Raw genomic sequence first — 23,607 nt, 5'->3', positions numbered from 1 at the left:
ATTATGAATTGATAAAAGGAAAAAGAGTTCTTGTTGTTGAAGATGGGCCAACGCTTACTCATGGTAATATGGCTTATGGTGCAGGCTATATTGCTGCTAAAAAATATGGAGCAAAAGAAATTGTTGATCCGAGACCTTATATTAAAGGTTCAATTAAAGAAGCATTCATGAAATATCCTCAAATAACTCAAATTCTACCTGCTTTAGGCTATGGAGAAGAACAATTAAAAGAATTAGAGGAGGTAATAAATTCTATTCCAGCAGATCTTGTTATAGTTGCTACCCCAATTAATCTTGCAAGAGTGATAAAAATGAACAAAGAAAATGTAAGAGTACAATATGAACTCCAAGAGATAGGAAAACCAACTCTTAAAGAGATAATTGAAGAAAAATTTAAAAAATAGATGATTTTTTTGATTTTTTTCTTACTTTTCTTTTTTCCTTTAATTTTTCTACTTTTCTTATTACCTTTTGGATATTTAATTTACGGTTTATTAAATATATTAACAGTACCTCTTCAAATTATTGAAATTGCAATAAATAGAGATTTAAGAATAAATCATGCATTAGAGCATGCTACAATAAATGTAATTGAGAAAGAAACTGGGAAAAAAGGTATTCTTTCTGGTTATGCAAGAGAAAATGGGTTTTATATATTTGGTTCAATTGACCCTAATTATCTATATGAAGCAAGTGAAAGAGGGAGAGAAAAACTTTTATCTGGTGAAACCCAATACGCAATTCATGAAAGATGTGGAACAAGCATTGGTGTTGCATCTTTTTTAACAATAATAATTTTTATTTTATTAATCATATTAACTTCATCATTCAACTTATTTCTATTATTTTTTGCTATTCTTTTAGGACAAATTTTAGGACCGCCTCTTGGGAAATTCACTCAAAGATATTTTACAACTGATCCAGATGTAAAAAATATTAAAATTGTTAATATTGAATATAACCCAACTAATATATATGGTCCTTTTGGTATAACCTATCCAACAAGACCATCATCGTTTTTTATTAGAACTCAAAAAATTAAAACTTTTAAAGTGTTATGAGGGTATATCTTTCACTATTAAGGATAAAACATTGGATTAAAAATCTTTTTGTTTTTGCTCCAATTATTTTTTCAGGAAATTTATTTAATAGTGAACTTTTTTTAAAAACACTTTTAACCTTCTTTCTTTTATCTATACTTTCAAGTGGTCTTTACATTTTGAATGATATTTTTGATCTTGAAAGCGATTTAGAGCATCCTGACAAAAGAAATAGACCTCTTCCAAGTGGTAAAATTAACAAAAACATTGCTAAATTTCTTTCAATAATTTTAATAATAACCCCAATAATAATTTCAATTTTTTTAAATAAATTTTTAACAATTATTTTCTTATTATACATTTCTTTTAATTTTTTTTATTCTTTATTAATTAAAAAATTAGTTATTATTGATGTTTTTATTATTGCATTTAATTTCATTTTAAGAATTTATTCTGGTTCAATTGTTACTCAAATTTCTGTTTCTAATTGGCTCATTTTATGCACTCTCTTTCTATCCCTCTTTTTAGGTTTTGCAAAAAGAAGATTTGAAATTGTTCTTCTAGGAGAAAATGCTCATAAGCATAGAGAAGTTTTGTCTTCATATTCAATAGAACTTTTAGACAAAATTATTGTCATTCTTTCAACTGCTACTATTCTTTCATATTCTCTTTACTCTGTATCAAGTGAAACAAAAGAGAAATTTGGTGGAGGGTTTATTTTTACAATACCAGTAGTAGTTTATGGAATATTAAGATATATATATTTAATTTATGAGAAAAAAGAAGGTGAACCTACAAAACTTGTTACAGAGGATATACCATTAATTGTAACAATTTTAATTTGGATAGCATTTTCTATTTTTATAATCTATAAATAATCTGATATAATCAATTTAAAAAAACTATTAAGAGGTGAAAAGTTGATAAGAGATTTTAAAAATTTTAAACCTCAGATTGGTAAAAATTCATGGATTAGTGAGACTGCGACTATAATTGGAAACATTAAAATTGGAGATAATGTAGGAATATGGTTTGGTGCAATTTTAAGAGGAGATGTGGCTCCAATTGAAATAGGAAACAACACTAATATTCAAGATAATTCTGTTATTCATTCAGAGGTTGGTTATCCAACAAAAATTGGTAATGGTGTTACAATAGGGCATAATTCAATAATTCATGGATGTGAAATCGGTGATGATACTTTAATTGGAATGGGTGCAATTATTCTTAATGGAGCTAAAATTGGAAGAAATTGCATAATAGGTGCAGGAACTGTTATTACCGAAGGAAAAATTATAGAAGATAACTCTCTTGTTTTAGGTGTACCAGGTAAAGTAGTCAGAAAAGTTACAGATGAAGAGATAAAAAGAATAAAAGAGAATGCAAGGGCTTATATAACTTTAAAAGAGGGATATGAGAAATAAAAAGAACTCCCAATATCAAAAGGGAGTCCTTTTTAATTTTGGAGAATTTTTATGGGCCTTAAAGAAAAAATTGAAGTTGCAAAGGAGGAGAGAGAAGGAGATATAATTCTTAAGGGTGGGAAAATTATAAATGTTTTTGACAATTCTATTGAAGAGGGTGATGTAATAATTTATGAAGGTGAAATTGTAGGGGTAGGGAAATATTCAAAAGCAAAAGAAATTTATAATATTCAAGGTTATTATGTTTCATTTGGTTTTTTTGATAGTCACATTCATATTGAAAGCACCTCTTTAACTCCACAAGAATTTGCAAAAGCGGTTGTACCAAAAGGTACACTTGGAGTAGTTGCAGATCCTCATGAAATTGCTAATGTTGCTGGAATAAGAGGATTAAAATATATGTTAAATGCTTCAGAAAATTTGCCTATTGATATATATTTTATGCTTCCTTCATGTGTGCCATCTTCTCCATTTGAAAATTCTGGTTCCAGGTTAACAATTGAACATCTATATCCTTTTATATCACATCCTAAAGTACTTGGTCTTGGAGAAATGATGAATTATCCAGGAGTTTTAAATGGAGATAATGAAGTTTTAAGAAAATTAGAACACTTTAAAAATAAAATAATTGATGGTCACTCTCCTTTTTTACTTGGTAATAACCTTAATGGTTACCTTGTTGCAGGTATAGAATCTGATCATGAATGTACAAATTTAGTTGAAGCAAAAGAAAAATTGAAAAAGGGAATGTGGATTATGATAAGAGAAGGTAGTGTTGCAAAAGACCTTGAATCTCTTTACCCAATAATAAATCAATATACTTATCCAAGAATATTACTTTGTAGTGATGATAAACATCCAGGAGAACTGCTTAAAGATGGACATATTAATGGAATTTTGAGAAAATTAATAAAAAGGGGTGTTGATCCAATTCTTGCAATTCGCCTTGCAACTTTAAATCCAGCAAATTATTTCGGTTTGAAAAAATATGGTGCAATTGCACCTAATTATTTTGCAAATATTGTTGTACTTGAAGATTTAGTTAATTTTGAACCAAAACTTGTTTTTTATAGAGGAAATCTTGTTGCTAAAGAAGGTATTCCTATGTTTTCATACGAAAGATCAAAATCTGAAGGTGGAGTTAAAAATACAGTTAATATAAAGACATTAACATATGAAAAGATAAAAGTAAAAGCAATAGGAGATAGAATAAATGTAATTGGAGTCAACAAAAATTCTTTAATAACAGAAAGATTTGTAATGAAGCCAAAAGTTCAAGATGGATTTGTTGTTCCAGATACAACAAGAGATATATTAAAGATTGTTGTTGTTGAGAGACATAAAGCCACAGGAAATGTAGGTGTTGGATTTATAAAAGGATTTAAACTTAAAGAGGGTGCAATAGCCTCAACAATTGCACACGATCATCATAATATAATATCAATAGGAACAAATGATAAAGACATTCTTCTTTCAATTTCTATTCTTGAATCATATGGTGGTGGAATATCTATTGCAAAAAATGGGAGAATTTTACAAATTCTTCCTCTTCCTTTTGGTGGTTTAATGAGTGACAGAAGTGCAAAAGAAGTAGATGAGGATTATCAGAAACTTTTATTAATATCAAGAAAACTTGGATGTACACTTGACGATCCTTTTATGTCATTATCTTTTATGGCTCTACCAGTAATACCACATTTAAAAATAACAGATTTAGGTTTAGTTGATACTGATAATTTCAAAATAATATCATTATTTGAAAGAGGTGAATAAATGAAAATAATCAGTGGAGGCATGGTCTTTTATAATGGTGAGTTAAAAAATTTAGATATTTTAATTGAAAAAGAAAAAATTATAGGTGTTGGAAAATTCTCTACAGAGAACAAAGAAATAATAGATGCAACTGGTTTTTTGATCCTTCCTGGAGGAATTGATACACATGTTCATTTTGAAGATCCAGGTTTTACTTATAGAGACGATTTTGAGACATGTAGCAAAGCAGCAATATCTTCAGGTATAACTACTGTAATTGATATGCCTGATACATCTATTCCTCAAATTAAAAATGTTGAATCCTTAAATAAAAAACTTAATGCTATAAAAAATAAATCACTTGTTGATTATGCTCTTTATGGTGGAATTACAGGAGATATTATAAGAAATAAAAAATTTAAAGATATAGAAGATTTATATTCTGAGGGAATAGTTGGTTTCAAAATTTATGGTTATACTTCATCTCCATATTTTGAACAAATTTCTTATGGAGAAATGTATGAGCTTTTTAAATTTTTTAAAAAAGAAGATCTACTTTTTACTCTCCATGCAGAAGATTATTCAATTATAAACCATTTTATGGAATTAGCAAAAAAAGAGAAAAATTTAAGTGAAGGTGAAAGATGGATTCTTGCTAGACCTTATCTTGCTGAAGTAATTTCAATTCTTGTTTCTTCTAGATTAATTAAAGATACAAATTTAAGATTGAACATAACACATATTTCAACTAGTGAAGGAGTTAAAATTGTAAATCAGAGAAAGAACGAAGGTGTAAAAATAACATGTGAAACAACACCACATCATCTTTTGTTAACTCAAGATGATTTAATTAAAAATCCAAAACTTGTTAAAACTTCTCCACCAGTGAGATGTTATGAAAATAAAGAACTAATGTGGAAATTTTTGAGTGAAGGTATGATAGACGGAGTTTGTTCAGACCATTTTTCAGGTGAATGGGAAAAAGAAAAAAATAAAGATGATATATTTGAAGTTGCAGCAGGTATATCAGGAATTGATACAATCTTTCCACTTATATTTTCAGAAGGAGTTATGAAAGGAAGAATAACATTGAAAAAATTTGTTGATGTAATGAGTGAAAATCCAGCAAAAATTTTTAAGCTATATCCTCGAAAAGGGAAAATTGATATAGGTTTTGATGCAGATTTGGTGCTCATAGATAAAAATAGAGTTTGGGAAATAAAGGGCGAGAAATTTTACTCAAAAGGAAAATATACACCATTTGAAGGTTGGAAAATTTATGGAAAAGTTGTTAAAACAATTCTTAGAGGTGAAATTGTATATGATGAACATAAAGGATTTCTAGTTGATAGTGGTTTTGGAAAATTTATTAAAAGAATTGATTAAGGAGGCCTAAATGAGAAGTTTAATAACATATCTTGGACACTCTTCTTTTTTAATAAAATGGAAAGAAGGAGAAATTTTAATTGACCCATTTTTTTCAGAAAATGATTATTATTTCTTTGAGAGTATAAAATTAACTCATATATTTTTAACTCATGGTCATGGAGACCACTTAGGGATTTCTCTTGAATTATATAATAAATACAAGCCAAAAATCATTGGTGCATATGAATTAACACTTTTTTTAAATAAAAAAGGGATAAAGGAAGAAGATTTAATTTCAATCAATTTTGGAGGATACAACAATTTTCCTTTTGGAAAAGTAAAGATGGTTTTTGCTCTTCACTCCTCATCAAATTTAGAAAATGGAAATATAATTTATACTGGTAATCCTTGTGGTTATATTTTTAAATTTGAAGATAGAAGCATATATCATATGGGTGATACTGGACTTTCTTATGAATTTAAATTAATTGGAGAAACTGAAAAGATAGATATTTTACTAATTCCGATAGGTGGATATTATACAATGGATATTAATGACGCAATAACAGCAGTTAATATGATTAAAAGTGAATATGTGATACCTATGCACTATGAAACTTTTCCAGAGATTAAGATTGATCCAGTTTTATTTAAAAAAAGAGTTGAAAATGAAACTTCTTCTAAATGTATAATATTAAAAAAAGGTGAGAGTTTTTGATAGGAAGTGATTAATAGAATTATTATTCCAGTTGAATGGGAGGAAACAAAAGATAAATTTTTATCAAAAGGGAAGAAATTAATAGTAATTGGAGGTTCTGATTCTGGTAAATCAACATTCATTCTTTATTTAACAAATTCTATTTTATCTCTTGGAAAAAAAGTTGGTGTTCTTGATCTTGATATTGGTCAATCAAATATTGGACCACCTGGAACAATTGGTTATGGAATTCCTGATAAGGAAATCGATAATTTAAATTCCATTACTCCAAAAAAAATGATTTTTATTGGATCTGTTTCTCCAAAAGGGAACCTTCTCCAAATTATTATTGGGGCAAGAAAACTACTTGATACAATGGAAAAAGAAGAGTTAGATTACATTTTAATAGATACAACTGGTCTAGTTGATGGATTTATTGCAGAAGTTTTAAAACATAATAAAATTGAAGCACTTAATCCTGATTTTATTGTTTTATTTCAAAAAGAAAATGAAAGGGAAAATTTAATAAAACCTTTTTTATACGACGGAAAAGAAATAGTAAAATTGAGAATTACTGAAAATGCAAAAGAAAGAACTAGAGTAGAAAGAATTGAATATAGAAATAAAAAATTTATTGAATATTTTAAAAATTCAAAAAAAGTTGAAATTTTCTTTAAAGAACATAACATTTTAGGATATAATATTGAAAAAATAGAACCAGCACATAATTCGATAGTGGGTCTTCTTGATAAAGAGAGATTTTTATTATATTTAGGAGTTTTAGAAAAATTTAATAGAGAAAAAAAGTCAATAATAATTGATTCTCCAATTGGTGAAGAAAAAGGAATTAAATTTATTAAATTTTCAAATCTTATTTATAATAAATAAAATTCCTTATATTATTCCTAATTCTTTTCCGCCCTTATAAAGTGCTTTAAGTGCTTTTTCTATATCATCGTGTGAATGAGATGCCATAATACAAGAGCGTAATCTAGCAGTTCCTGGTGGTATTGCTGGAGTTAAAATTGGAAATATTAAAATTCCCTCATCCCATAAAATTCTCGTTAATTTTAAAGCAAGTTCATCATCTTTAAGTAATATTGGAACAACAGCAGATTGTGTATTCATAGTATCATAACCCATTTTTTTAAGTTCACTTGTGTAATGATTTATATTTTCCCATAATTTTTTAATTCTCCATTTTTCTTCTTCAATAATATCAAAAGAAATCATTGCAGCAACTGTTTGTGCAGGAGGAAGTGCGGCAGAGAATATGTATGCTCTTGAATTATGTTTTATAAAATCAATTAAATTTTTATCTCCTGCAATATATCCTCCAACTGATGGAATTGTTTTTGAAAGTGTTCCCATATCAATATCAACCTCACCATGTATTCCAAAATATTCTTCTATACCTTTTCCATTCTCACCTAAAACTCCAAGAGAGTGCGCTTCATCAACCATAAGAATTGCATTATACTTTTTTTTGATTTCAATTAATTGAGGTAGTGGAGCAATATCTCCATCCATTGAATAAACTCCATCAACAACTATTAGTTTTACTTTATCTTGCGGAACTTCTTTTATTAATTCTTCAAGATGCTCAACATCATTATGATCAAATCTTATAAAGTTTGCTCTTGATTGAATCGCTCCATCTACAATACTTGCATGGTCATATTTATCACAGAAAACATAATCATCTTTTGTAAGAAGAGTTGAAATTGTTGTTAAATTTGTTACATAACCACTACTAAAAACTACACTTGCCTCTCTTCCTTTAAAACGAGCTATTCTTTCCTCAAGTTGATTATGAAGTATTGTTGTACCAGCAAGAAGTCTAACACCATGTGCACCAGTACTAAATTCATCAATTGCTTTTTTAGCTGCTTCATTAATTTTAGGATGGTTAATTAATCCTAAATATGAATATGAACCGAACATTATATAATCTTTTCCATTTATAATAACATGAGCATCATACATTTTTTCAATTGGTGCTTGATAAAAATATAAATTTCTTTTTTTTGCATCATCTAATCTTTCTAAAAATTTATTAATTCTTGTTTCAAGTGGATTCATTCAAAATTCCTCCTTGTTTATTTAAACTTTTTTAATTATACTATAAAATGAATTTAAATTTTGGAGGTTATTATGGAGTTTAATGTAAACTTTCAAGGTAATATATTTTTTGGAAAAGGCTCTCTTATTAAAATAGTTGAACTAACAAAACATCTTGGTAAAATCACACTTATAGTTACAGGAAAAAGATCAACAAAAGAAAGTGGTTCTCTTTCAAAATTGATAGATTACCTTAAAGATATAGGTGTTAATTTCGTTCTTTTCGACAAAATTGAACCAAACCCTTCAGTTGAGATTGTTGAAGAAGGTGGAAAAGTTTTTGTTGAAAATGGTTGTGAATCAATAATTGCAATTGGTGGTGGTAGCAGTATTGATGCAGCAAAAGCTATTGGAGTTTATGCAAACTATAAAGAGGTTATACCCTTTTTAACTCAAGAGAGAATTGTTGATAAAAAAATACCTCCTTTAATTGCAATTCCTACAACATCTGGAACAGGATCTGAGGTTACAAAATATACAATAATTACATATAATGGTAAAAAACTCGCAATTGCTTCTCCTTTTATAACACCTGATTTCGCTATTTTAGATCCAGAACTTACTTTAACAATGACACCAAATATTGTGAGAGATACTGGAATTGATGCTTTATCTCATGCTCTTGAAGGACTTTTTTCTCTTGGAGCAACACCTATTTCAGATCTATTTGGTTATGAAGCAACAAAAATAATTTATAAATATCTTCCAAGAAGTTTTGCAAAAAAAGGTGATTATAAAGCAAAAGAAATGATGCATTATGCATCTCTGCTTGCTGGAATTCAAATATCAATTAGTGGTACAGGAATAGTGCATGGTATGGGATACCCTTTAACAGTTAAATATGGATTTCCTCATGGCTTTGCAAATGCTTTGCTTATGCCATATGTTTTTAAATTTGAACTACCAGCTCAATATGAAAAAATGTCTAAAATAACTGAATTACTTAATTTTAAAACTGGAGATATTTATAAAGATGCAGAAAAATTTATAAATATTTTATTAGATTTTTATAAGATTCTCGATTTACCAATGTCTCTTAAAGAAGTTGGTGTTAAAGAAGAAGATTTAGAATCTTTCTCTCAAGAAGTTTTTAAAAATGAAAGATTAAAGAAAATTGCTCCAAGAGATCCAAAGTTTGAAGATATTTTAAATATTTACAAAAATGCATATTTTGGTGTAATATAATAAAGTGAGCAGAAGAACATTTAATCCAATAGATTTAATTGCTTTAGTATTAATTTTTGCCATTTTTTATTTCGTTTTTATTGGCAGTAAAAGCTATTCACAAGAATTGATAGGAAAGAGAGAGTTAATTCTATCATTAAAATATTTGCCTCTTTATTCACTATATTCAATATTAAGGATATTTATAGCATTTACTTTTTCATTTATTTTTGCAATTATTTATGGATATCTTGCTTTTAAAAATAAAACTCTTGAAATTTTTTTGATTCCTATACTTGATGTATTACAATCAATTCCAGTTCTCTCCTTCCTACCACCTGTTTTCTACTTCTTTGTTTCTATTTTTAAAGGTTCATTAATTGGACTTGAACTTGCTTCTATAATACTAATTTTCACCGGTCAAGTTTGGAATCTTGTTTTTAGTTTTTATAACTCTCTTAAAACTCAACCAAGAGAGTTTGATGAAGTTGCAAAAATAAACAATTTAAATTTCTGGGAAAGATTCATAAAGTTAGATCTACCCCATGCGGCTATTGGATTAATATGGAATAGCATGATGTCTGTAGCTGGTGGATGGTTTTTTTTAATGGCTTGCGAAAATTTTTCAATTTTAAATCAGGAATATACACTACTAGGTCTTGGTTCATTTCTTGCTAAGGCATCACAGAATGGTGATATGAAAATGATACTTTGGGGATTGTTTACTTTAATAATGATAATAGTTCTAATAGATCAACTAATTTGGAGACCTTTAATTGCATGGTCAACAAAGTTTAAAATGGAAGAAAAAGGAGAGGAGGAGACGACCTCGATTGTTTTAGAATGGTATCAAAAGTCTCAAATTTTAAATTTTATATCATTGAACTTAATTTCACCAATAAATAAATTTCTTGCTAATCTATTTACAAGAAAAAGAGAAAAGTTAGAAAATTTTACAATTGAGATTATTAAAAAAATTTTAACATATGTAATCTTTGGATATCTATTTTTGATAATAATGAGAGGTTTTGAAGGATTAATTAAAACAATATTATCTGTTTCATTAAATGATTGGTTTTTAATTTTAAAAGGTGGTGGTTTCACTTTATTAAGAGTTGTTCTTGCAGTTTCAATTGGATATTTATGGACAATACCTGTTGGAGTAAAAATAGGTATAAATCAAAAAATATCAAAGTATGCACAACCGATTGCACAAATTTTAGCATCTATACCTGCTACAGCTTTATTTCCAGTTATTTTATTATTTTTATTAAATTTAAGAGGAGGACTTCAAATAAGTTCAATAATTCTTATGGCGCTCGGTACTCAGTGGTATCTACTTTTTAATGTTATTGGAGGTGCTAAACAAATTCCAAAAGATTTTATAGAAGTTAGTAAAATTTTTAGTTTGAAAGGTAAAAATTGGTGGGGAATTGTTGTTATACCAACTATATTTTCCTCACTAATAACAGGAGGAATAACTGCATGGGGTGGTGCATGGAACTCAAGTATAGTTTCTGAATATGTTAACTTTGGAGGAAAAATTCATATGATAACTGGCCTTGGTTCATTAATTAGTAGTGCAACTGAAAAAGGTGATATTCCTCTTCTTGCTGCAAGTACTTTATTTATGGCTTTTATTGTAGTATTATTTAATAGACTCTTCTGGAGAAAGATGTATAATCTCGCAGAAGAAAAATATCATTTGGAGTGAAACTATGTATTTATTAGAATTAAGAAATATAAGTAAAAAATTTATATTTCCAGGTAAAAAGGAAATTTTTGTATTAAAAGATATAAACTTCAATATAAAAGAGGGAGAGGTTGTTTCAATTTTAGGTCCATCTGGTTCTGGTAAATCTACTCTTTTAAGAATAATTGCTGGTTTAATTAAGCCAGATGAAGGAGTTGTTATATATAGAAATAAAGTAATATCAGATGTTAATCCAGGTGTTTCAATTGTTTTCCAAAATTTTGCTCTTTTTCCATGGCTTACAGTTGAAGAAAATGTTTTGTTAGGACTAATTAATAAAGAAATGGATATAAAAGAGAAAAAAGAAAAAGCACTAAAAGCAATCGATATTGTAGGTCTAGATGGTTTTGAAAAAGCATACCCTAAAGAATTATCAGGTGGAATGAAGCAGAGAGTAGGGTTTGCAAGAGCCCTTGTAGTTGAGCCAGATATACTTTTAATGGATGAACCATTCTCATCTCTTGATGTTTTAACTGCTGAAAACTTAAGAAATGACCTTCTTGAACTTTGGATTGAAAATAAAATTCCAACTAAAGCAATAGTTTTAGTTACACATAGTATAGAAGAAGCAGTTTATATGTCTGACAGAGTTTTAATTATAAGCAAAGATCCAGGAAGAATTGTTGAAGATATTGAAGTTAAAATACCTCACTGGAGAGATAAGAATTCACAAAAATTTTTATCTCTAGTTGATAGAATATATACAACACTTACCGGAGGGGAAATTGAAAAAGAAAGGGAAATAATGAGAGTTTCAAAAGATACTCTTATAATACCAAATGCAAGAGTTGGAGCAATAACAGGTTTTGTGGAACTTGTATCTGATCTTGGAGGAAAAACTGATTTATTTAAAATTGGTAGAGAACTTTATATGGACCTTGAAGACTTATTACCAATTGTTGAAGCATCAGAGCTTCTTGGTTTTACAAAATACAAACAAGGAGATATTGAATTAACATCAGATGGAGAAAAATTTGTTGAAGCAGACCTTCTTGAGAAAAAAGAAATTTTTAGAGAAAAAGTTCTTGAAAATGTTTTTATGATTAAACAAATTGTAAGAGTATTGAAATCAAAAACAAACAAAAGAATTTCAGAGGACTTTTTCCTTGATATTCTTGAAAGAAGAATGACAAGAAGTGAAGCAGAAAAACAGATGGATATTTTAATAGATTGGGGAAGATATGCAGAATTATTTACATATGATGATGAAACAGATGAATTAATTCTAGAAGAAGAAACTGAAACAAAAATTGAAAAATGATATTCGAATTAAAAAGTAAAATTGATAATATAAGAATCTCCAAGTTAATAATTAATGATATTGAAATTGAAACTCCTATTTTCATGCCTGTAGCAACTCAAGCAACTGTAAAAACTCTTTCTTCTTTTGATGTTTGGGACATTGGATATAGATTAATTTTAGTTAATTCATATCATCTTTATCTTCAGCCTGGCGAAGATACAATAAGAAGATTTGATGGAGTTAAAAATTTTATGAATTGGAAAGGATTACTTCTTTCAGATTCAGGGGGTTTTCAAGTCCTTTCTCTTTCAGATATTAGAGAGATAAAAGAAGACGGAGTTATATTCAAATCTTTTATAGATGGTTCAATTCATTTTTTTTCTCCAGAATACACTGTAAAATTTCAAGAAATTCTTGGTGTTGATATAATGATGACTCTTGATATATGCCCACCATATGGAATAAGTAAAGAAGAATTAAAAAAATTCACATTTTTAAGCATAGATTGGGCAAAAAGAGGGAAAAGAGTAAAAGACGATAAACGAGGATATCTTTTTGCTGTTATTCAGGGTGGTCTTGATTTAGATCTTAGATTAAAAGCCCTTGAGGAATTAGAAAAGGAAAATTTTCCAGGTTATGGTATTGGTGGACTATCAATAGGTGAACCTTGGAGCAAAACAAAGGAGTTATTAAATAATTTTGTAAAATTTATGCCAGAAAATAAACCAAGATATTTTATGGGTTTAGGAGATCCTATAAGTATTATGGATGCAGTCGAGGCAGGAGTAGATATGTTTGATTGTGTTTATCCAACTAGAATAGCAAGAAATAGAACACTTTTAACTAAATATGGAAAATTAAGAATAACAAAAAGTGATTTTAAAACAGATGAAAGACCAATAGAAGAAGATTGTGATTGTTTTACATGTAAAAATTTTAGTCGTAGTTATATTCATCACCTATTTAAAGCAAAAGAAATTTTAGGTCCTAGACTTGCTACAATTCATAATTTAAGATTTATGTATAATTTCATGCAAAAATTAAGAGAATCAATAAAAATTGGTAAATATTTTGAGTTTAGAAAAGAATTTGAAACCACCTTTTTAACTAATTTTAAGAGGAATGAATAAAAAAAGGAGATTTAATCTATGAGAATGAAAATTATAACCATTTTACTTTGTTTTATTATAACTTTTTTAATTTCATGTGGAACAAAAATTGATATTAAAAAAATAAGAGAATATGCTGATCCAATGACAGAAAACCTTCTTATTGGAAGAAATAAGAGAAATTATGAAATTTATTCAAAGGATTTTAGTGATGAGATGAAAAAAGCAGTAACTAAAGAGAAATTTTTAGAAAATTGTAATTTAATTGAAGGAAAAATTGGTAAATATATTGAGCAATCTAAAAAGTTTTCGTTAGCAACTAGACAAGATAAATATATTATTGTTACATACAAAGGTAAATTTACTGAAGAATCAAGCGATGTAACTATTAGAATTGTATTTGAAGAGATAGATGGGGTTATGAAAATAACTGGTGAGTGGTATGATTCACCAAAACTAAGGAAGTAAAATGAGAGAAGAGATTAAAAAATCTAAAACTTTTATAATTTTAGTAATAATTATCAGTTATATTTTTGGATTTTCAGTCTATTTCTTAAGAAATTATTTTGCCCTTTCGCAAACCTTTTTTTCTATATTTTCAATATTTTATATGTATATACCATTTTTTATTGTTGTTATAGTTGAAAAATATATTTATAAAGGAAGTTTAAAAGGTTTAGGTCTTTATTTAAAGTGGGATAAGTTTATTTTAATTTCAATTCTTTTTCCTATAATTGTAACATTTCTTTCAAATTTTTTAAGTTTACTTTTTAAAGATATTTCTATAAATTCTCAATATTTCAAACTATATTTTATGGTTCTCTTGGTTTTACAAGTTATAATTGTGGGTTCGACAATTAATGCATTAGTTGCATTGGGTGAAGAAATCGGTTGGAGAGGATATCTTGTTAATAATTTAATTCATAAAGGTTTTTTAAAAGCCTCTTTTATTATTGGTTTTGTTTGGGGAATTTGGCATTTACCTTTAATTTTAATGGGATTAAATTATCCTGAATCTAAATACATAGGAATTTTTATGATGATTCTATTTACCATTCTTCTTTCGCCAATAATGGTTTATATTTCATTAAAATCAAAATCTATAATAAATGCTTCTATTTTTCATGGAGTTATGAATTCAATTGGAGGACTTCATTTTATTTTGTTGAAAGGAGGGACAGACTTAACAAAAGGCATAACCGGAGTTCCTGGTTTAATTATTTTATTTATTTTAAATTTAATTTTATTACCTATTTTCTTGAAATTTGAAAAAGAACTTAAAAATATATCTTGACAAAGTTTTAAAATTTAATATGATATTTTAGACATTGAATTTTTTGGAGGTTTTTTATTTATGAATGGAAAAGAAAAACCACGAAGTTTGAAAAATGGTAAAACAACAAAAAGAGAACCATTTGGAAAAATTGATAGTTTAGATGAGTATATAAAAAGTAATACAAGTAAAGTTAAAATGTCTCCTTTTCTTTTAAGTAGTGATGTAGAAGAAAGAGAGATAAAAGATCTTATTAAAAAAGAAGTTGATTATTTTGTTGAAATTCTAAAACCACAACAAGAAGATAAAATATTAGATCTTGTTTCAAGTCACGGAGAATATTCATTAGAACTTGCAAGAAGAGGATTTATAAATGTAGAAGGACTTGATAGATCAAGTAATTTGATACAAAAATCAAGAATTAGAGCAAAAAAAGAAAATCTAAATGTAAAATTTAGAGAGGGTACTCCAAGAAAACTTTTTTATCCACCAAATACATTTGATGTTGTGTTACTAATTGGTAATGTTTTTGGTTTTTTTGAAACTCCACTTGATGCCTTTAATGTTTTAAAAGAAATAAATAGAGTTTTAAAAAATGATGGAAAAATATTTATAGATATAATAGATAGTGATTATGAAAAGAAAAATATAGTTCCATATTATTGGCAGTGGCTTGATAAAAACCACTATGTTTTAAGAGAAAATAAGTTATCTTTGAATGAAGATAGTTTAATAATAAGAGAAATATTAAGTCATGTCCAAAAAGGAGTAATAAAAGATAGTTTCTTTTCATTAAGATTATACACAAAAGATGAAATATTAAATTTATTAAAGAGAGCAGGCTTTAATGATATACAAATTTTTGAACACTCAATTGATATAAATATTCCTATATCAAATTTTCAAATTGGTGAAAAACACATCTCTTTTGTTGGAAAAGTTTATAAAGAGATAAAAGAAGAAGTTAAAATAAAAAAAGCATTAAGAAATATTGTAGTTATATTAGGTGATCCCAAAAAAAGTGATCCTTTAAAGCCAAATCACATTTTTGATGAAGATGATTTAAGAGCGATAGATAAATTAAAAGAAGCATTAAAAAATTTAAAAAATTATAAATTTATTTATCTTGATAATCATGACCATTTGGTTGAAGATCTTGTTGAATTAAAAGGTAAAATTGATTATGCTTTAAATTTATGCGATGAGGGTTATTTTAATGATCCTACAAAAGAGATGCATATTCCAGCAATTCTTGATATTTTAAATATTCCATACACTGGAGCAACACCACAATCGCTTGCTCATTCATATGATAAATCCTTAGTAAGAGGAGTTGCTAGAGAAATGGGAATTCCTGTACCAGACGCCTTTCTTGTTAAACCTGGTGAAAGTGTATACGAATTACCAATTAACTTTCCTGTAATAGTAAAACCTAATTTTGGTGATTCAAGTTTTGGTATAACCCATAAGAATGTTTGTTATGATTATGAAAGTCTAATAAAAGTTATCAGAGATCTTAGGGATCTTTTTGGATATGAAAAACCAATTTTAATTGAAGAATTTTTAACAGGAAAAGAATTAAGTTTAGGAATAATTGGTAACCCTCCAAAATATCCTTTCAAACTTTTACCTCTTGCAGAGCTCGATTATTCTTCTTTGCCTGAAGACCTACCAAAAATATGTGGTTATGAAGCAAAATGGCTTCCAAATTCACCGTATGGAAAAATAAAATTTATAAAAGCAAATGTGTCTGATGAAGTTGAAAGAGATTTAATTGATTGGAGTATAAGATTATTTGAAAGATTAGAGTGTAGAGATTATGCTAGATTTGATTTCAGATTAAATGCAGCAGGATCACCTAAACTTCTTGAAGTAAACCCTAATCCTGGATGGCATTTTGATGGATTTTTAGCAGACATAGCAAGAATTCAAGATATAGATTATAAAACACTTCTTGAACTAATATTAAAATCAACTGAAATAAGATTAGGACTAATTCCAGCAGAAGATTTTTAATGAAAGAAGTTAAATTAAGGTTAGAGAGATTTGATTATAATGGTGGCGTCTTTGGTTTTATAGATAACAAAAAAATTTTAGTTTATGGTGCTCTACCAAATGAATTAGTTAAAGTAAAAATTTGTGGAAAAAAGAAAGATTATTATTTCGGTGATGTTATAGAGATAATTGAGAAATCTAATGAAAGAGTTAATGAAAAAGAAGATCATTATATTTCATGTTCTCCTTGGCAAATTCTAAGAGAAGATAAAGAAAATTATTATAAAAAAGAACTTATTATTGATTTAATAAAACAAAATAATCTTAATATAGAAGATTTTGACATTGAAGATAATAAGGTTTTTTATAAATATAGAAATAAACTAGAATTCAGTTTTTTAGATACAGAAATTGATTTTGCATTTTTTAAAAGAGGGACACATAAAAAAAAGATTAAAATTGATAATTGCATTTTAGGTTTTGATTCAATAAATAATGTTGCAAAAAAGATTCTATACTATTTGAAAGAAAAAAATCCACCAGCAAATACTTTAAAGAGTTTAATTTTGAGAGGTAACAGAAAAGGAGAGGTAATTGCTTCATTATTTATAAAAGAAAGAAAAGAAATTTTAAATAATGATATTGAAATTGATAATTTAAAAGGCATATCTTTATACTACTCATCGCCACTATCTCCTGCTTCAATAAAAAGTGAATTAATATTTGAAAAAGGTTTAAATTATATTAAAGAGATTATATTAAATAAAGTTTTTTATTTTACAACTACATCTTTTTTCCAAATCAATATAGATATGTTTGAAAAGACTCTCTTAGATATGAAAAATTTTGTTGATAATAATGATAATGTTTTTGATATATATAGCGGAGTTGGTACAATTGGAATAAGTTTAGACCTGAAAAATGTAAATTTTATAGAAAGTGAAAAGGAAAACATTTTAATTACACAAATGAACCTTGAAATAAATGGTATAAGAAATTTTACAATAATTGAGGATAGAGCTGAGAATGTTATTTCAAATATAGAAAAAAACTCAGTTTTAATTTTAGATCCACCAAGAGAAGGTCTTCATAAGAAAGTTATCGAAGAATTAATAAAGAAAGAAGTTAATAGGATAATTTATCTTTCTTGTAATCCATTAACTCAAATGAGAGATTTATCTTTTTTAAGTGAAAAATATAATATTATATATTTTAAAGGATATAACTATTTTCCAAGAACACCACATATTGAAACTTTATCTATTCTTGATAGAAGAGTTTAACTATTTTCTTCTTTATGTTCTTTTTTAATTAATCCCCAATGGTATAGATAAACTGGAATTCCAACAATAAGCATTGCTAAATTTCTTGTGAAAGAATCGGCAACATAAGGAAGATATCCCATTGATTTTGCTTTTTCTTGATATCTTTCAAACTCTGTTTGCCATTGAAGAAGCGCCTTTTTCTGTTCATCTGTTAACTCAATTTTTTCAATTGTTTCATTAAGTTTTATTCCCTCAAGCCAATAAGGATATGGTGGTTGATAAACACCATATTTATATTCAAGGGCTTCTTTAAATAAAGTTAACTGTAAGCCTAAATTTATAAAGCCAACAGTTCCGATTATTATCAAGGTTAGACCTACAAGTGAAAAAAGATAAAGATAAATCTTTCTTAATGTTAACTTACTCATAAAAAACCTCCTTAAGTTTTGCAATACAATTATATAAACCCATAATATCAAAAAAAGTTTCAAAATTTTATAAAATTATAAAAAAGGAGGAAAAAAGATGGAAAGAGAATTAAAAGAATATAATGGAATTAAACTTTCAAGTTTAAATGAGTTTAGAGAAAATTCTATTAAAGGTCCACAAGATGTAAATTTAAAAGAATATAAACTTGATATTTATGAAAATGGTTTTTTAAAAAAGAGTTATAAATATGAAGAAATAGTTAATAATTTTGAATCAGTTAAAAAGGTTATTAAACTTTATTGTGTTGAAGGTTGGGATACTACAATTCTCTATGAAGGAATAAAACTAATGGATATATTAAATGATTCAAAAGTCTCTTTGAATTACCCTATTATAGTTTTTGGTGCAGTAGATGGCTATACTACATCTCTTGAAACCTCTTTTATATTAAGAAATGAACTTATTATTGCTTATAAAATGAATGGAATAACAATTCCAAAAGAAAATGGATTTCCATTTGTTTTAATTGGTGAGAATAAATGGGCTTATAAATGGATAAAATGGTTAAATAAAATTGAATTAACAAATGATATAAAATTTAGAGGTTATTGGGAATCAAGAGGTTATTCAAACTCTGCAAATCTTAATGAACCATTTTTTGAAAGATAACCTTTGACAAATTAAAAAAAATTTATAAACTTATATAAGTTGGAACATTTAAAACTAATTTAGGAGGAAGTTTATGAAAAAGATGCCATTAACTGTATATAAAAGGGATACAACAAGAAAAAGTGAACTTAAAAAACTTAGAACAAATAGTTTAGTTCCAGGAATAATTTATGGAGAAGGATTAAATGAAAATCTTCCTATTTCAATTTTCAAAAAAGATTTAATAAAACTATTAAAATTAAAAAGAGAAGAAGATTTTTTAGTTGAAATAGAAGTTAATGAAGATAAAAGTAAGTATGTTGCATTAATTAAAGATGAACAATACCATCCAGTAACAGATGATATAATACATATTGATTTTCATTCGGTTTCACTTGAGAAAGAGATTGTTGCCAAAATACCAATTCATTTTGTTGGTGAACCCAAAGGTGTAAAAGAAGGAGGAGTTTTGTATAAGGCTCTACATGAACTTGAAATTGAAGCGAAACCTCTTGATTTACCATCTTTTATAGAAGTTTATATCAGTGAACTCGAAATTGGAGATTCAATTCACATTGAAGATTTAAAAATTCCTCCAAATGTTAAAATTCTTCATGAACCCTTCGAGACAGTTGTTTCAGTAACAACAGTTGAAGAAGAAGTTGAAGTTGCAAAGCCAGAAGAAGTAGAGGCACCAGAAACTCAAATTTCAACTCAAACTCCTGAGAAAAAACAAGAAGAACCAGAAAAAGGTGCAAAAGAGAAAAAATAAATTGTGTATATACTTACTGGACTTGGTAATCCTGAATTTGAATATATAGGAACAAGACATAATATTGGTTTTGATTTTATAAATTTTTTATCAAAGAAACTAAGAATCAAAATTCAAAAATTAAAATGGAAAGCAGAAATAGGTGAAGGTATTATTTATTTTGATGATAAAAAAGAAGAAATTCTTTTAGTAAAACCTATTACTTATATGAATCTTTCAGGTGAAGCAGTTTTAGAAATTGTTTCAAATTTAAAGATAGATTTAAAAAAACTTATTGTAATTCATGATGATATGGATTTACCAATTGGTGGTGTGCATTTTATTTTTGATAGAGGCGATGGGGGGCATAAAGGTGTAAAATCAATAGTTGAAAAACTAAAAACAAATGAGTTTTATAGATTGAGATTTGGTATTGGAAGACCTCCAGAATATATTGATCCAATTAATTATGTCTTAAGTCCAATAAGTTTAATTGAAAGAAAAAAAATTCGTTCAGCATTTAATTTAGGGGAAGAAATTATAAAAACATTCATTTTTTATGGTGAAGAGAAAGCAATTTCAAAATCTAACAAAAAAGGAATTTACTAATCTTCTTTTTTCAGAATATAAAAAAGATTTTAAAAATATTGGTGGCATAACAAGAGGTTCTTTACCTCTTTTTCTTTTATTTTTAAAAGATAATTTTTTTTCAAAAATTGCATTTTTTTTAGATGATGAAGATGAACTATATGAAATTTATGAGGAGACTTTAAGTTTTGATGATAATAAAGATGAGGCATTCTTAAAAGATCCTGAAATTGACGAATTAAGCTTAAAGAATTTTGTAAAAACATTAAAAATAATTAATGAGAGAGAAAAAAATATTTTATTTTTAAAAATTGAGACACTAAACAAAAGGGCTATTTTTGAGCAAGAAAAGGTTAAATTTAAAAGAGGAGATTCAATTTGTTTTGATAGATTTGTAAAAGAATTCTTAAATCAATACAAAAGAGTAAATTTTGTAGAAAAACCTTTAGAATTTTCAATTAGAGGTGGAATTATAGATTTTTTCCCTTTATCAAATGATAACCCTATAAGAGTTGTTTTTGATGGAGATAAAATTGAAGATTTAAGAGAGTTTGATGTATATACTCAAAAATCAATAAAAAAACTTGATGAGATAGTATTAAAAAATTTTGAGGAAGGTAAAACCATTTTTGATTATTTAAAAGAAAAATATACTTTTATTACTTTTAAATGTGATATAAATTTTGATAAATTCATTAAAATAAGTGATGAAAATGGTAAAGAATTTAATTTTGATTTTACGCCAATTTCAACTTTTTATAATTTAAATAAGACAATCAATTTAATGCAGGACCTAAATAGAAATGGGTTTAGAGTTTTTTATATAGGTTTAGATGATGTTATTTTTGAAAAAATAGAAGGTTTAATAAAAGAAAACTTTATTAGTGTAAGCAAAAAAATTGCAGTTGTTGGTAAAAAAAGAAAGGTAACCTTTCCCCATAGAAAATTACCATCTTCTCTTATTGAAGAAATTGGTTCTATACAAGAATTAAATAGAGGAGACATTGTAGTTCATATTGATTTCGGAATTGGTAAGTATGAGGGAATAGTTACTCTTGAGAGGGAAGGTAAATTAAAAGATTATATTTTAATAAAATATGATAGAGATGAAAAACTTTATGTTCCTATCGAAAAAATAGAAAGAATTAAAAAGTATATTGGAGATAGCGAAACAGTTTCACTATCCAGACTAGGTGGAAATGAATGGAATAAATCTAAAGAAAGAGCAAGGGAAGATATAATAAAGTTTGCACAAGAACTTTTATCTCTCTATGCAAAAAGGGAGATAACTAAAAAAGCACCATTTAATGAATATAAAGAAATTGAGGAAGAATTTGCAAATTCTTTTGAATTTGAACTAACTCAAGATCAAGAAAAAGCAGTTTTTGATATCTTAAATGACCTTTCTAGTGAAAGAATAACAGAAAGAATTATTTGTGGCGATGTGGGTTTTGGAAAAACTGAGGTTGCTTTAAGAGGAGCTTTAAGAGTAATTTTAAATGGGAAACAAGTTTTACTTTTAACACCAACAACTTTACTTGCTATGCAACATTTGAGAGTTATAAAAGAAAGATTTAAAAATTTACCAATTAGAATTGAAATGCTTTCTCGAATTCTAACTGAAAAAGAGGAAAAAGAAGTTTTAAAAGATATTGAAAATGGAAATATTGATTTTTTGATTGGTACTCATAGAGCATTATCAGATGATGTTAAATTTTTTGACCTTGGTTTGCTTATAATAGATGAAGAGCACCTTTTTGGTGTTGAGCATAAAGAAAAAATTAAAAAACTAAAAGAAGATGTAGATACAATTTATCTTTCAGCAACACCAATTCCAAGATCTCTTGAGATGGCTCTTTCAGGAATTAAAGATATATCTATAATAAAAACGCCGCCAATTGGAAGATATCCAATTGAAACAAAAGTTTTACCATTTGATCCTTATGAGATAAAATTTGCTATTGAAAAAGAATTAACAAGAGGTGGACAAGTTTATTATGTTCATAACAGAATTATAACGATAGAAAATGAGAAAAATTTTCTTTTATCACTTATTCCATCTTTAAGAATACTTGTTTTGCATGGAAGATTAGACTCAAGAGAGATAGAGGATGGAATGATTAAATTTATAAATAAAGAGTTTGACATTCTACTTTCAACAACAATAATTGAAGCAGGACTTGATAATGAAAATGTTAATACAATAATAGTTGTCGATGCTCAAAATTTTGGTTTATCTCAACTTTACCAATTAAAAGGTAGAGTTGGAAGAAGGGATAAAAAAGCTTATGCATTTCTTTTTTATGATCCTAAAAATATTACCGAACTTGGAAAGAAAAGATTAAAAGTACTTGAAAATTATTCCTTCTTAGGAGCAGGGTTTCAGGTTGCATTAAAAGATCTTGAAATTAGAGGTGCGGGAAATTTATTAGGAAAAGAGCAATCAGGTCATATTAATACAATAGGTTTTGATTTATATTTTGAACTTGTAGAGGAAGAAATAGCAAAGTTAAAAGGAAAAGAATATATTCCAAAAATTTACACAGAACTTGAAATTAATGTTGATAATTCAATACCAAAAAGTTATATTGAAGATGAAAAAACAAGATTTTATTACTATAAAAGATTTTTTGAAGCAACAAGTTTTGATGAGATAGACTCTCTTAAAGAAGAGTTAGAAGATAGATTTGGAAAGATAAATGAAAACATAGAAAATTTAATTGAAAGTTCAAAATTAAATATTTTGATGAAGAGATATAAAATAAAAAAAATTACAAACTTTAATAATCAGATTTTCATAAAACCAACAAACAAAACCCCACTTGATTCAATTAAGATTAAAACGCTCGAAAAAATATTTTTAAACAGATTAAAATTTACTCCAAGCGAAATAGTAATTCTTGATGTAAAAAATCCAATTGAAGATATTAAAAAATTTTTTAAAATTATCCAAATTTAGTGTAATATTTAAATATATTAAATAATTA

At 26.9% G+C, this 23,607-nt stretch carries 22 protein-coding genes; 20 read left to right on the top strand and 2 right to left on the bottom strand.

Going from position 1 to position 23,607, the window contains the following annotated elements; translation table 11 throughout:
• The 8 genes from N3D74_00880 to N3D74_00845 all read left to right on the top strand — a co-directional run.
• Window positions 1-404: GTPase (locus N3D74_00880; GenBank protein MCX8094734.1), on the top strand; the 404-nt coding region annotated here is incomplete at its 5' end.
• 9 nt (window positions 405-413) lie between these two features.
• On the top strand, window positions 414-1,061 hold the full coding sequence (locus tag N3D74_00875; GenBank protein MCX8094733.1) for a DUF6391 domain-containing protein: 648 nt from the start codon (window positions 414-416) through the stop codon (window positions 1,059-1,061).
• A complete protein-coding gene (locus N3D74_00870) occupies window positions 1,058-1,918 on the top strand; it encodes a decaprenyl-phosphate phosphoribosyltransferase (protein MCX8094732.1) in 861 nt (286 codons plus the stop codon). The genes N3D74_00875 and N3D74_00870 overlap by 4 nt, the downstream gene beginning before the upstream one ends.
• A 42-nt stretch (window positions 1,919-1,960) precedes the next feature.
• Entirely contained in the window at window positions 1,961-2,464 is a 504-nt protein-coding gene (locus N3D74_00865) for a gamma carbonic anhydrase family protein (GenBank protein ID MCX8094731.1), read from the top strand.
• 51 nt (window positions 2,465-2,515) lie between these two features.
• A complete protein-coding gene (gene ade / locus N3D74_00860) occupies window positions 2,516-4,237 on the top strand; it encodes an adenine deaminase (protein MCX8094730.1) in 1,722 nt (573 codons plus the stop codon).
• Complete coding sequence (locus N3D74_00855; protein MCX8094729.1) at window positions 4,238-5,602, top strand: dihydroorotase family protein; 1,365 nt, start codon at window positions 4,238-4,240, stop codon at window positions 5,600-5,602. It abuts the gene before it with no gap.
• Window positions 5,603-5,612: 10 nt separating this feature from the next.
• Window positions 5,613-6,302, top strand: coding sequence for a metal-dependent hydrolase (locus N3D74_00850; protein ID MCX8094728.1), 690 nt, complete (start codon window positions 5,613-5,615; stop codon window positions 6,300-6,302).
• Window positions 6,303-6,308: 6 nt separating this feature from the next.
• On the top strand, window positions 6,309-7,169 hold the full coding sequence (locus N3D74_00845) for a Clp1/GlmU family protein (GenBank protein ID MCX8094727.1): 861 nt from the start codon (window positions 6,309-6,311) through the stop codon (window positions 7,167-7,169).
• Window positions 7,170-7,175: 6 nt separating this feature from the next.
• Here the strand turns inward: N3D74_00845 and N3D74_00840 are convergent, their stop codons facing one another.
• On the bottom strand, window positions 7,176-8,363 hold the full coding sequence (locus N3D74_00840; GenBank protein ID MCX8094726.1) for a pyridoxal phosphate-dependent aminotransferase family protein: 1,188 nt from the start codon (window positions 8,361-8,363) through the stop codon (window positions 7,176-7,178).
• Window positions 8,364-8,435: 72 nt separating this feature from the next.
• Between N3D74_00840 and N3D74_00835 the strand changes: the two genes are divergently transcribed.
• The 8 genes from N3D74_00835 to N3D74_00800 are packed head-to-tail and all read left to right on the top strand — an operon-like array spanning window position 8,436 to window position 18,222.
• Window positions 8,436-9,587 carry an iron-containing alcohol dehydrogenase gene (locus N3D74_00835; protein ID MCX8094725.1) on the top strand — a complete coding sequence of 384 codons (1,152 nt, stop codon included), beginning with the start codon at window positions 8,436-8,438 and terminating at the stop codon, window positions 9,585-9,587.
• A 4-nt stretch (window positions 9,588-9,591) separates the two neighbouring features.
• A complete protein-coding gene (locus tag N3D74_00830) occupies window positions 9,592-11,280 on the top strand; it encodes an ABC transporter permease subunit (GenBank protein ID MCX8094724.1) in 1,689 nt (562 codons plus the stop codon).
• A 4-nt stretch (window positions 11,281-11,284) separates the two neighbouring features.
• Window positions 11,285-12,580: a nitrate/sulfonate/bicarbonate ABC transporter ATP-binding protein gene (locus tag N3D74_00825; GenBank protein ID MCX8094723.1), complete on the top strand. Its 1,296-nt coding sequence runs from the start codon at window positions 11,285-11,287 to the stop codon at window positions 12,578-12,580.
• The gene (gene tgt, locus N3D74_00820; GenBank protein ID MCX8094722.1) at window positions 12,577-13,692 is read left to right on the top strand and encodes a tRNA guanosine(34) transglycosylase Tgt; all 1,116 of its coding nucleotides are present in this window, start codon (window positions 12,577-12,579) and stop codon (window positions 13,690-13,692) included. Before N3D74_00825 ends, tgt begins: the two co-directional genes overlap by 4 nt.
• A gap of 18 nt (window positions 13,693-13,710) precedes the next feature.
• Complete coding sequence (locus tag N3D74_00815) at window positions 13,711-14,139, top strand: DUF3887 domain-containing protein (GenBank protein ID MCX8094721.1); 429 nt, start codon at window positions 13,711-13,713, stop codon at window positions 14,137-14,139.
• A 1-nt stretch (window position 14,140) separates the two neighbouring features.
• Window positions 14,141-14,965, top strand: a complete 825-nt coding sequence (locus tag N3D74_00810; GenBank protein ID MCX8094720.1) for a CPBP family intramembrane metalloprotease — start codon at window positions 14,141-14,143, stop codon at window positions 14,963-14,965.
• Between the two features lie 60 nt (window positions 14,966-15,025).
• On the top strand, window positions 15,026-16,960 hold the full coding sequence (locus N3D74_00805) for a methyltransferase domain-containing protein (protein MCX8094719.1): 1,935 nt from the start codon (window positions 15,026-15,028) through the stop codon (window positions 16,958-16,960).
• Window positions 16,960-18,222 (top strand): methyltransferase, encoded by a 1,263-nt coding sequence (locus tag N3D74_00800; GenBank protein MCX8094718.1) that lies wholly within the window; start codon window positions 16,960-16,962, stop codon window positions 18,220-18,222. The genes N3D74_00805 and N3D74_00800 overlap by 1 nt, the downstream gene beginning before the upstream one ends.
• On the opposite strand, the gene N3D74_00795 is transcribed toward N3D74_00800, so the two are convergent.
• Window positions 18,219-18,632, bottom strand: coding sequence for a hypothetical protein (locus N3D74_00795; protein ID MCX8094717.1), 414 nt, complete (start codon window positions 18,630-18,632; stop codon window positions 18,219-18,221). The two genes, N3D74_00800 and N3D74_00795, sit on opposite strands and share 4 nt — an antisense overlap.
• 97 nt (window positions 18,633-18,729) lie before the next feature.
• On the opposite strand from N3D74_00795, the gene N3D74_00790 reads away from it, so the two are divergent.
• The 4 genes from N3D74_00790 to mfd all read left to right on the top strand — a co-directional run bounded on the left by N3D74_00790 (window position 18,730) and on the right by mfd (window position 23,579).
• A complete protein-coding gene (locus N3D74_00790) occupies window positions 18,730-19,302 on the top strand; it encodes a molybdopterin-dependent oxidoreductase (GenBank protein MCX8094716.1) in 573 nt (190 codons plus the stop codon).
• Window positions 19,303-19,375: 73 nt separating this feature from the next.
• Window positions 19,376-20,053 carry a 50S ribosomal protein L25 gene (locus tag N3D74_00785; protein MCX8094715.1) on the top strand — a complete coding sequence of 226 codons (678 nt, stop codon included), beginning with the start codon at window positions 19,376-19,378 and terminating at the stop codon, window positions 20,051-20,053.
• A 3-nt stretch (window positions 20,054-20,056) separates the two neighbouring features.
• A complete protein-coding gene (gene pth, locus N3D74_00780; protein MCX8094714.1) occupies window positions 20,057-20,641 on the top strand; it encodes an aminoacyl-tRNA hydrolase in 585 nt (194 codons plus the stop codon).
• Window positions 20,592-23,579, top strand: a complete 2,988-nt coding sequence (gene mfd, locus N3D74_00775) for a transcription-repair coupling factor (protein ID MCX8094713.1) — start codon at window positions 20,592-20,594, stop codon at window positions 23,577-23,579. Before pth ends, mfd begins: the two co-directional genes overlap by 50 nt.
• The last annotated feature ends 28 nt before the right edge of the window (window positions 23,580-23,607 follow it).

This window comes from Caldisericia bacterium (assembly GCA_026414995.1).
Taxonomy (GTDB): Bacteria; Caldisericota; Caldisericia; order B22-G15; family B22-G15; genus JAAYUH01.
This window is presented reverse-complemented; position numbering and strand designations above follow the sequence as displayed.

What these genes read in the sequence shown, in the direction of transcription:
- N3D74_00840 (MCX8094726.1), bottom strand. Translation starts at nt 8,363, where the DNA reads ATGAATCCACTTGAAACAAGAATTAATAAATTTTTAGAAAGATTAGAT.
- N3D74_00800 (MCX8094718.1), top strand. Translation starts at nt 16,960, where the DNA reads ATGAAAGAAGTTAAATTAAGGTTAGAGAGATTTGATTATAATGGTGGC.
- tgt (MCX8094722.1), top strand. Translation starts at nt 12,577, where the DNA reads ATGATATTCGAATTAAAAAGTAAAATTGATAATATAAGAATCTCCAAG.
- N3D74_00810 (MCX8094720.1), top strand. Translation starts at nt 14,141, where the DNA reads ATGAGAGAAGAGATTAAAAAATCTAAAACTTTTATAATTTTAGTAATA.
- N3D74_00795 (MCX8094717.1), bottom strand. Translation starts at nt 18,632, where the DNA reads ATGAGTAAGTTAACATTAAGAAAGATTTATCTTTATCTTTTTTCACTT.
- mfd (MCX8094713.1), top strand. Translation starts at nt 20,592, where the DNA reads ATGGTGAAGAGAAAGCAATTTCAAAATCTAACAAAAAAGGAATTTACT.
- N3D74_00825 (MCX8094723.1), top strand. Translation starts at nt 11,285, where the DNA reads ATGTATTTATTAGAATTAAGAAATATAAGTAAAAAATTTATATTTCCA.
- N3D74_00855 (MCX8094729.1), top strand. Translation starts at nt 4,238, where the DNA reads ATGAAAATAATCAGTGGAGGCATGGTCTTTTATAATGGTGAGTTAAAA.
- ade (MCX8094730.1), top strand. Translation starts at nt 2,516, where the DNA reads ATGGGCCTTAAAGAAAAAATTGAAGTTGCAAAGGAGGAGAGAGAAGGA.
- N3D74_00805 (MCX8094719.1), top strand. Translation starts at nt 15,026, where the DNA reads ATGAATGGAAAAGAAAAACCACGAAGTTTGAAAAATGGTAAAACAACA.
- N3D74_00870 (MCX8094732.1), top strand. Translation starts at nt 1,058, where the DNA reads ATGAGGGTATATCTTTCACTATTAAGGATAAAACATTGGATTAAAAAT.
- N3D74_00790 (MCX8094716.1), top strand. Translation starts at nt 18,730, where the DNA reads ATGGAAAGAGAATTAAAAGAATATAATGGAATTAAACTTTCAAGTTTA.
- N3D74_00815 (MCX8094721.1), top strand. Translation starts at nt 13,711, where the DNA reads ATGAGAATGAAAATTATAACCATTTTACTTTGTTTTATTATAACTTTT.
- N3D74_00785 (MCX8094715.1), top strand. Translation starts at nt 19,376, where the DNA reads ATGAAAAAGATGCCATTAACTGTATATAAAAGGGATACAACAAGAAAA.
- N3D74_00850 (MCX8094728.1), top strand. Translation starts at nt 5,613, where the DNA reads ATGAGAAGTTTAATAACATATCTTGGACACTCTTCTTTTTTAATAAAA.
- N3D74_00835 (MCX8094725.1), top strand. Translation starts at nt 8,436, where the DNA reads ATGGAGTTTAATGTAAACTTTCAAGGTAATATATTTTTTGGAAAAGGC.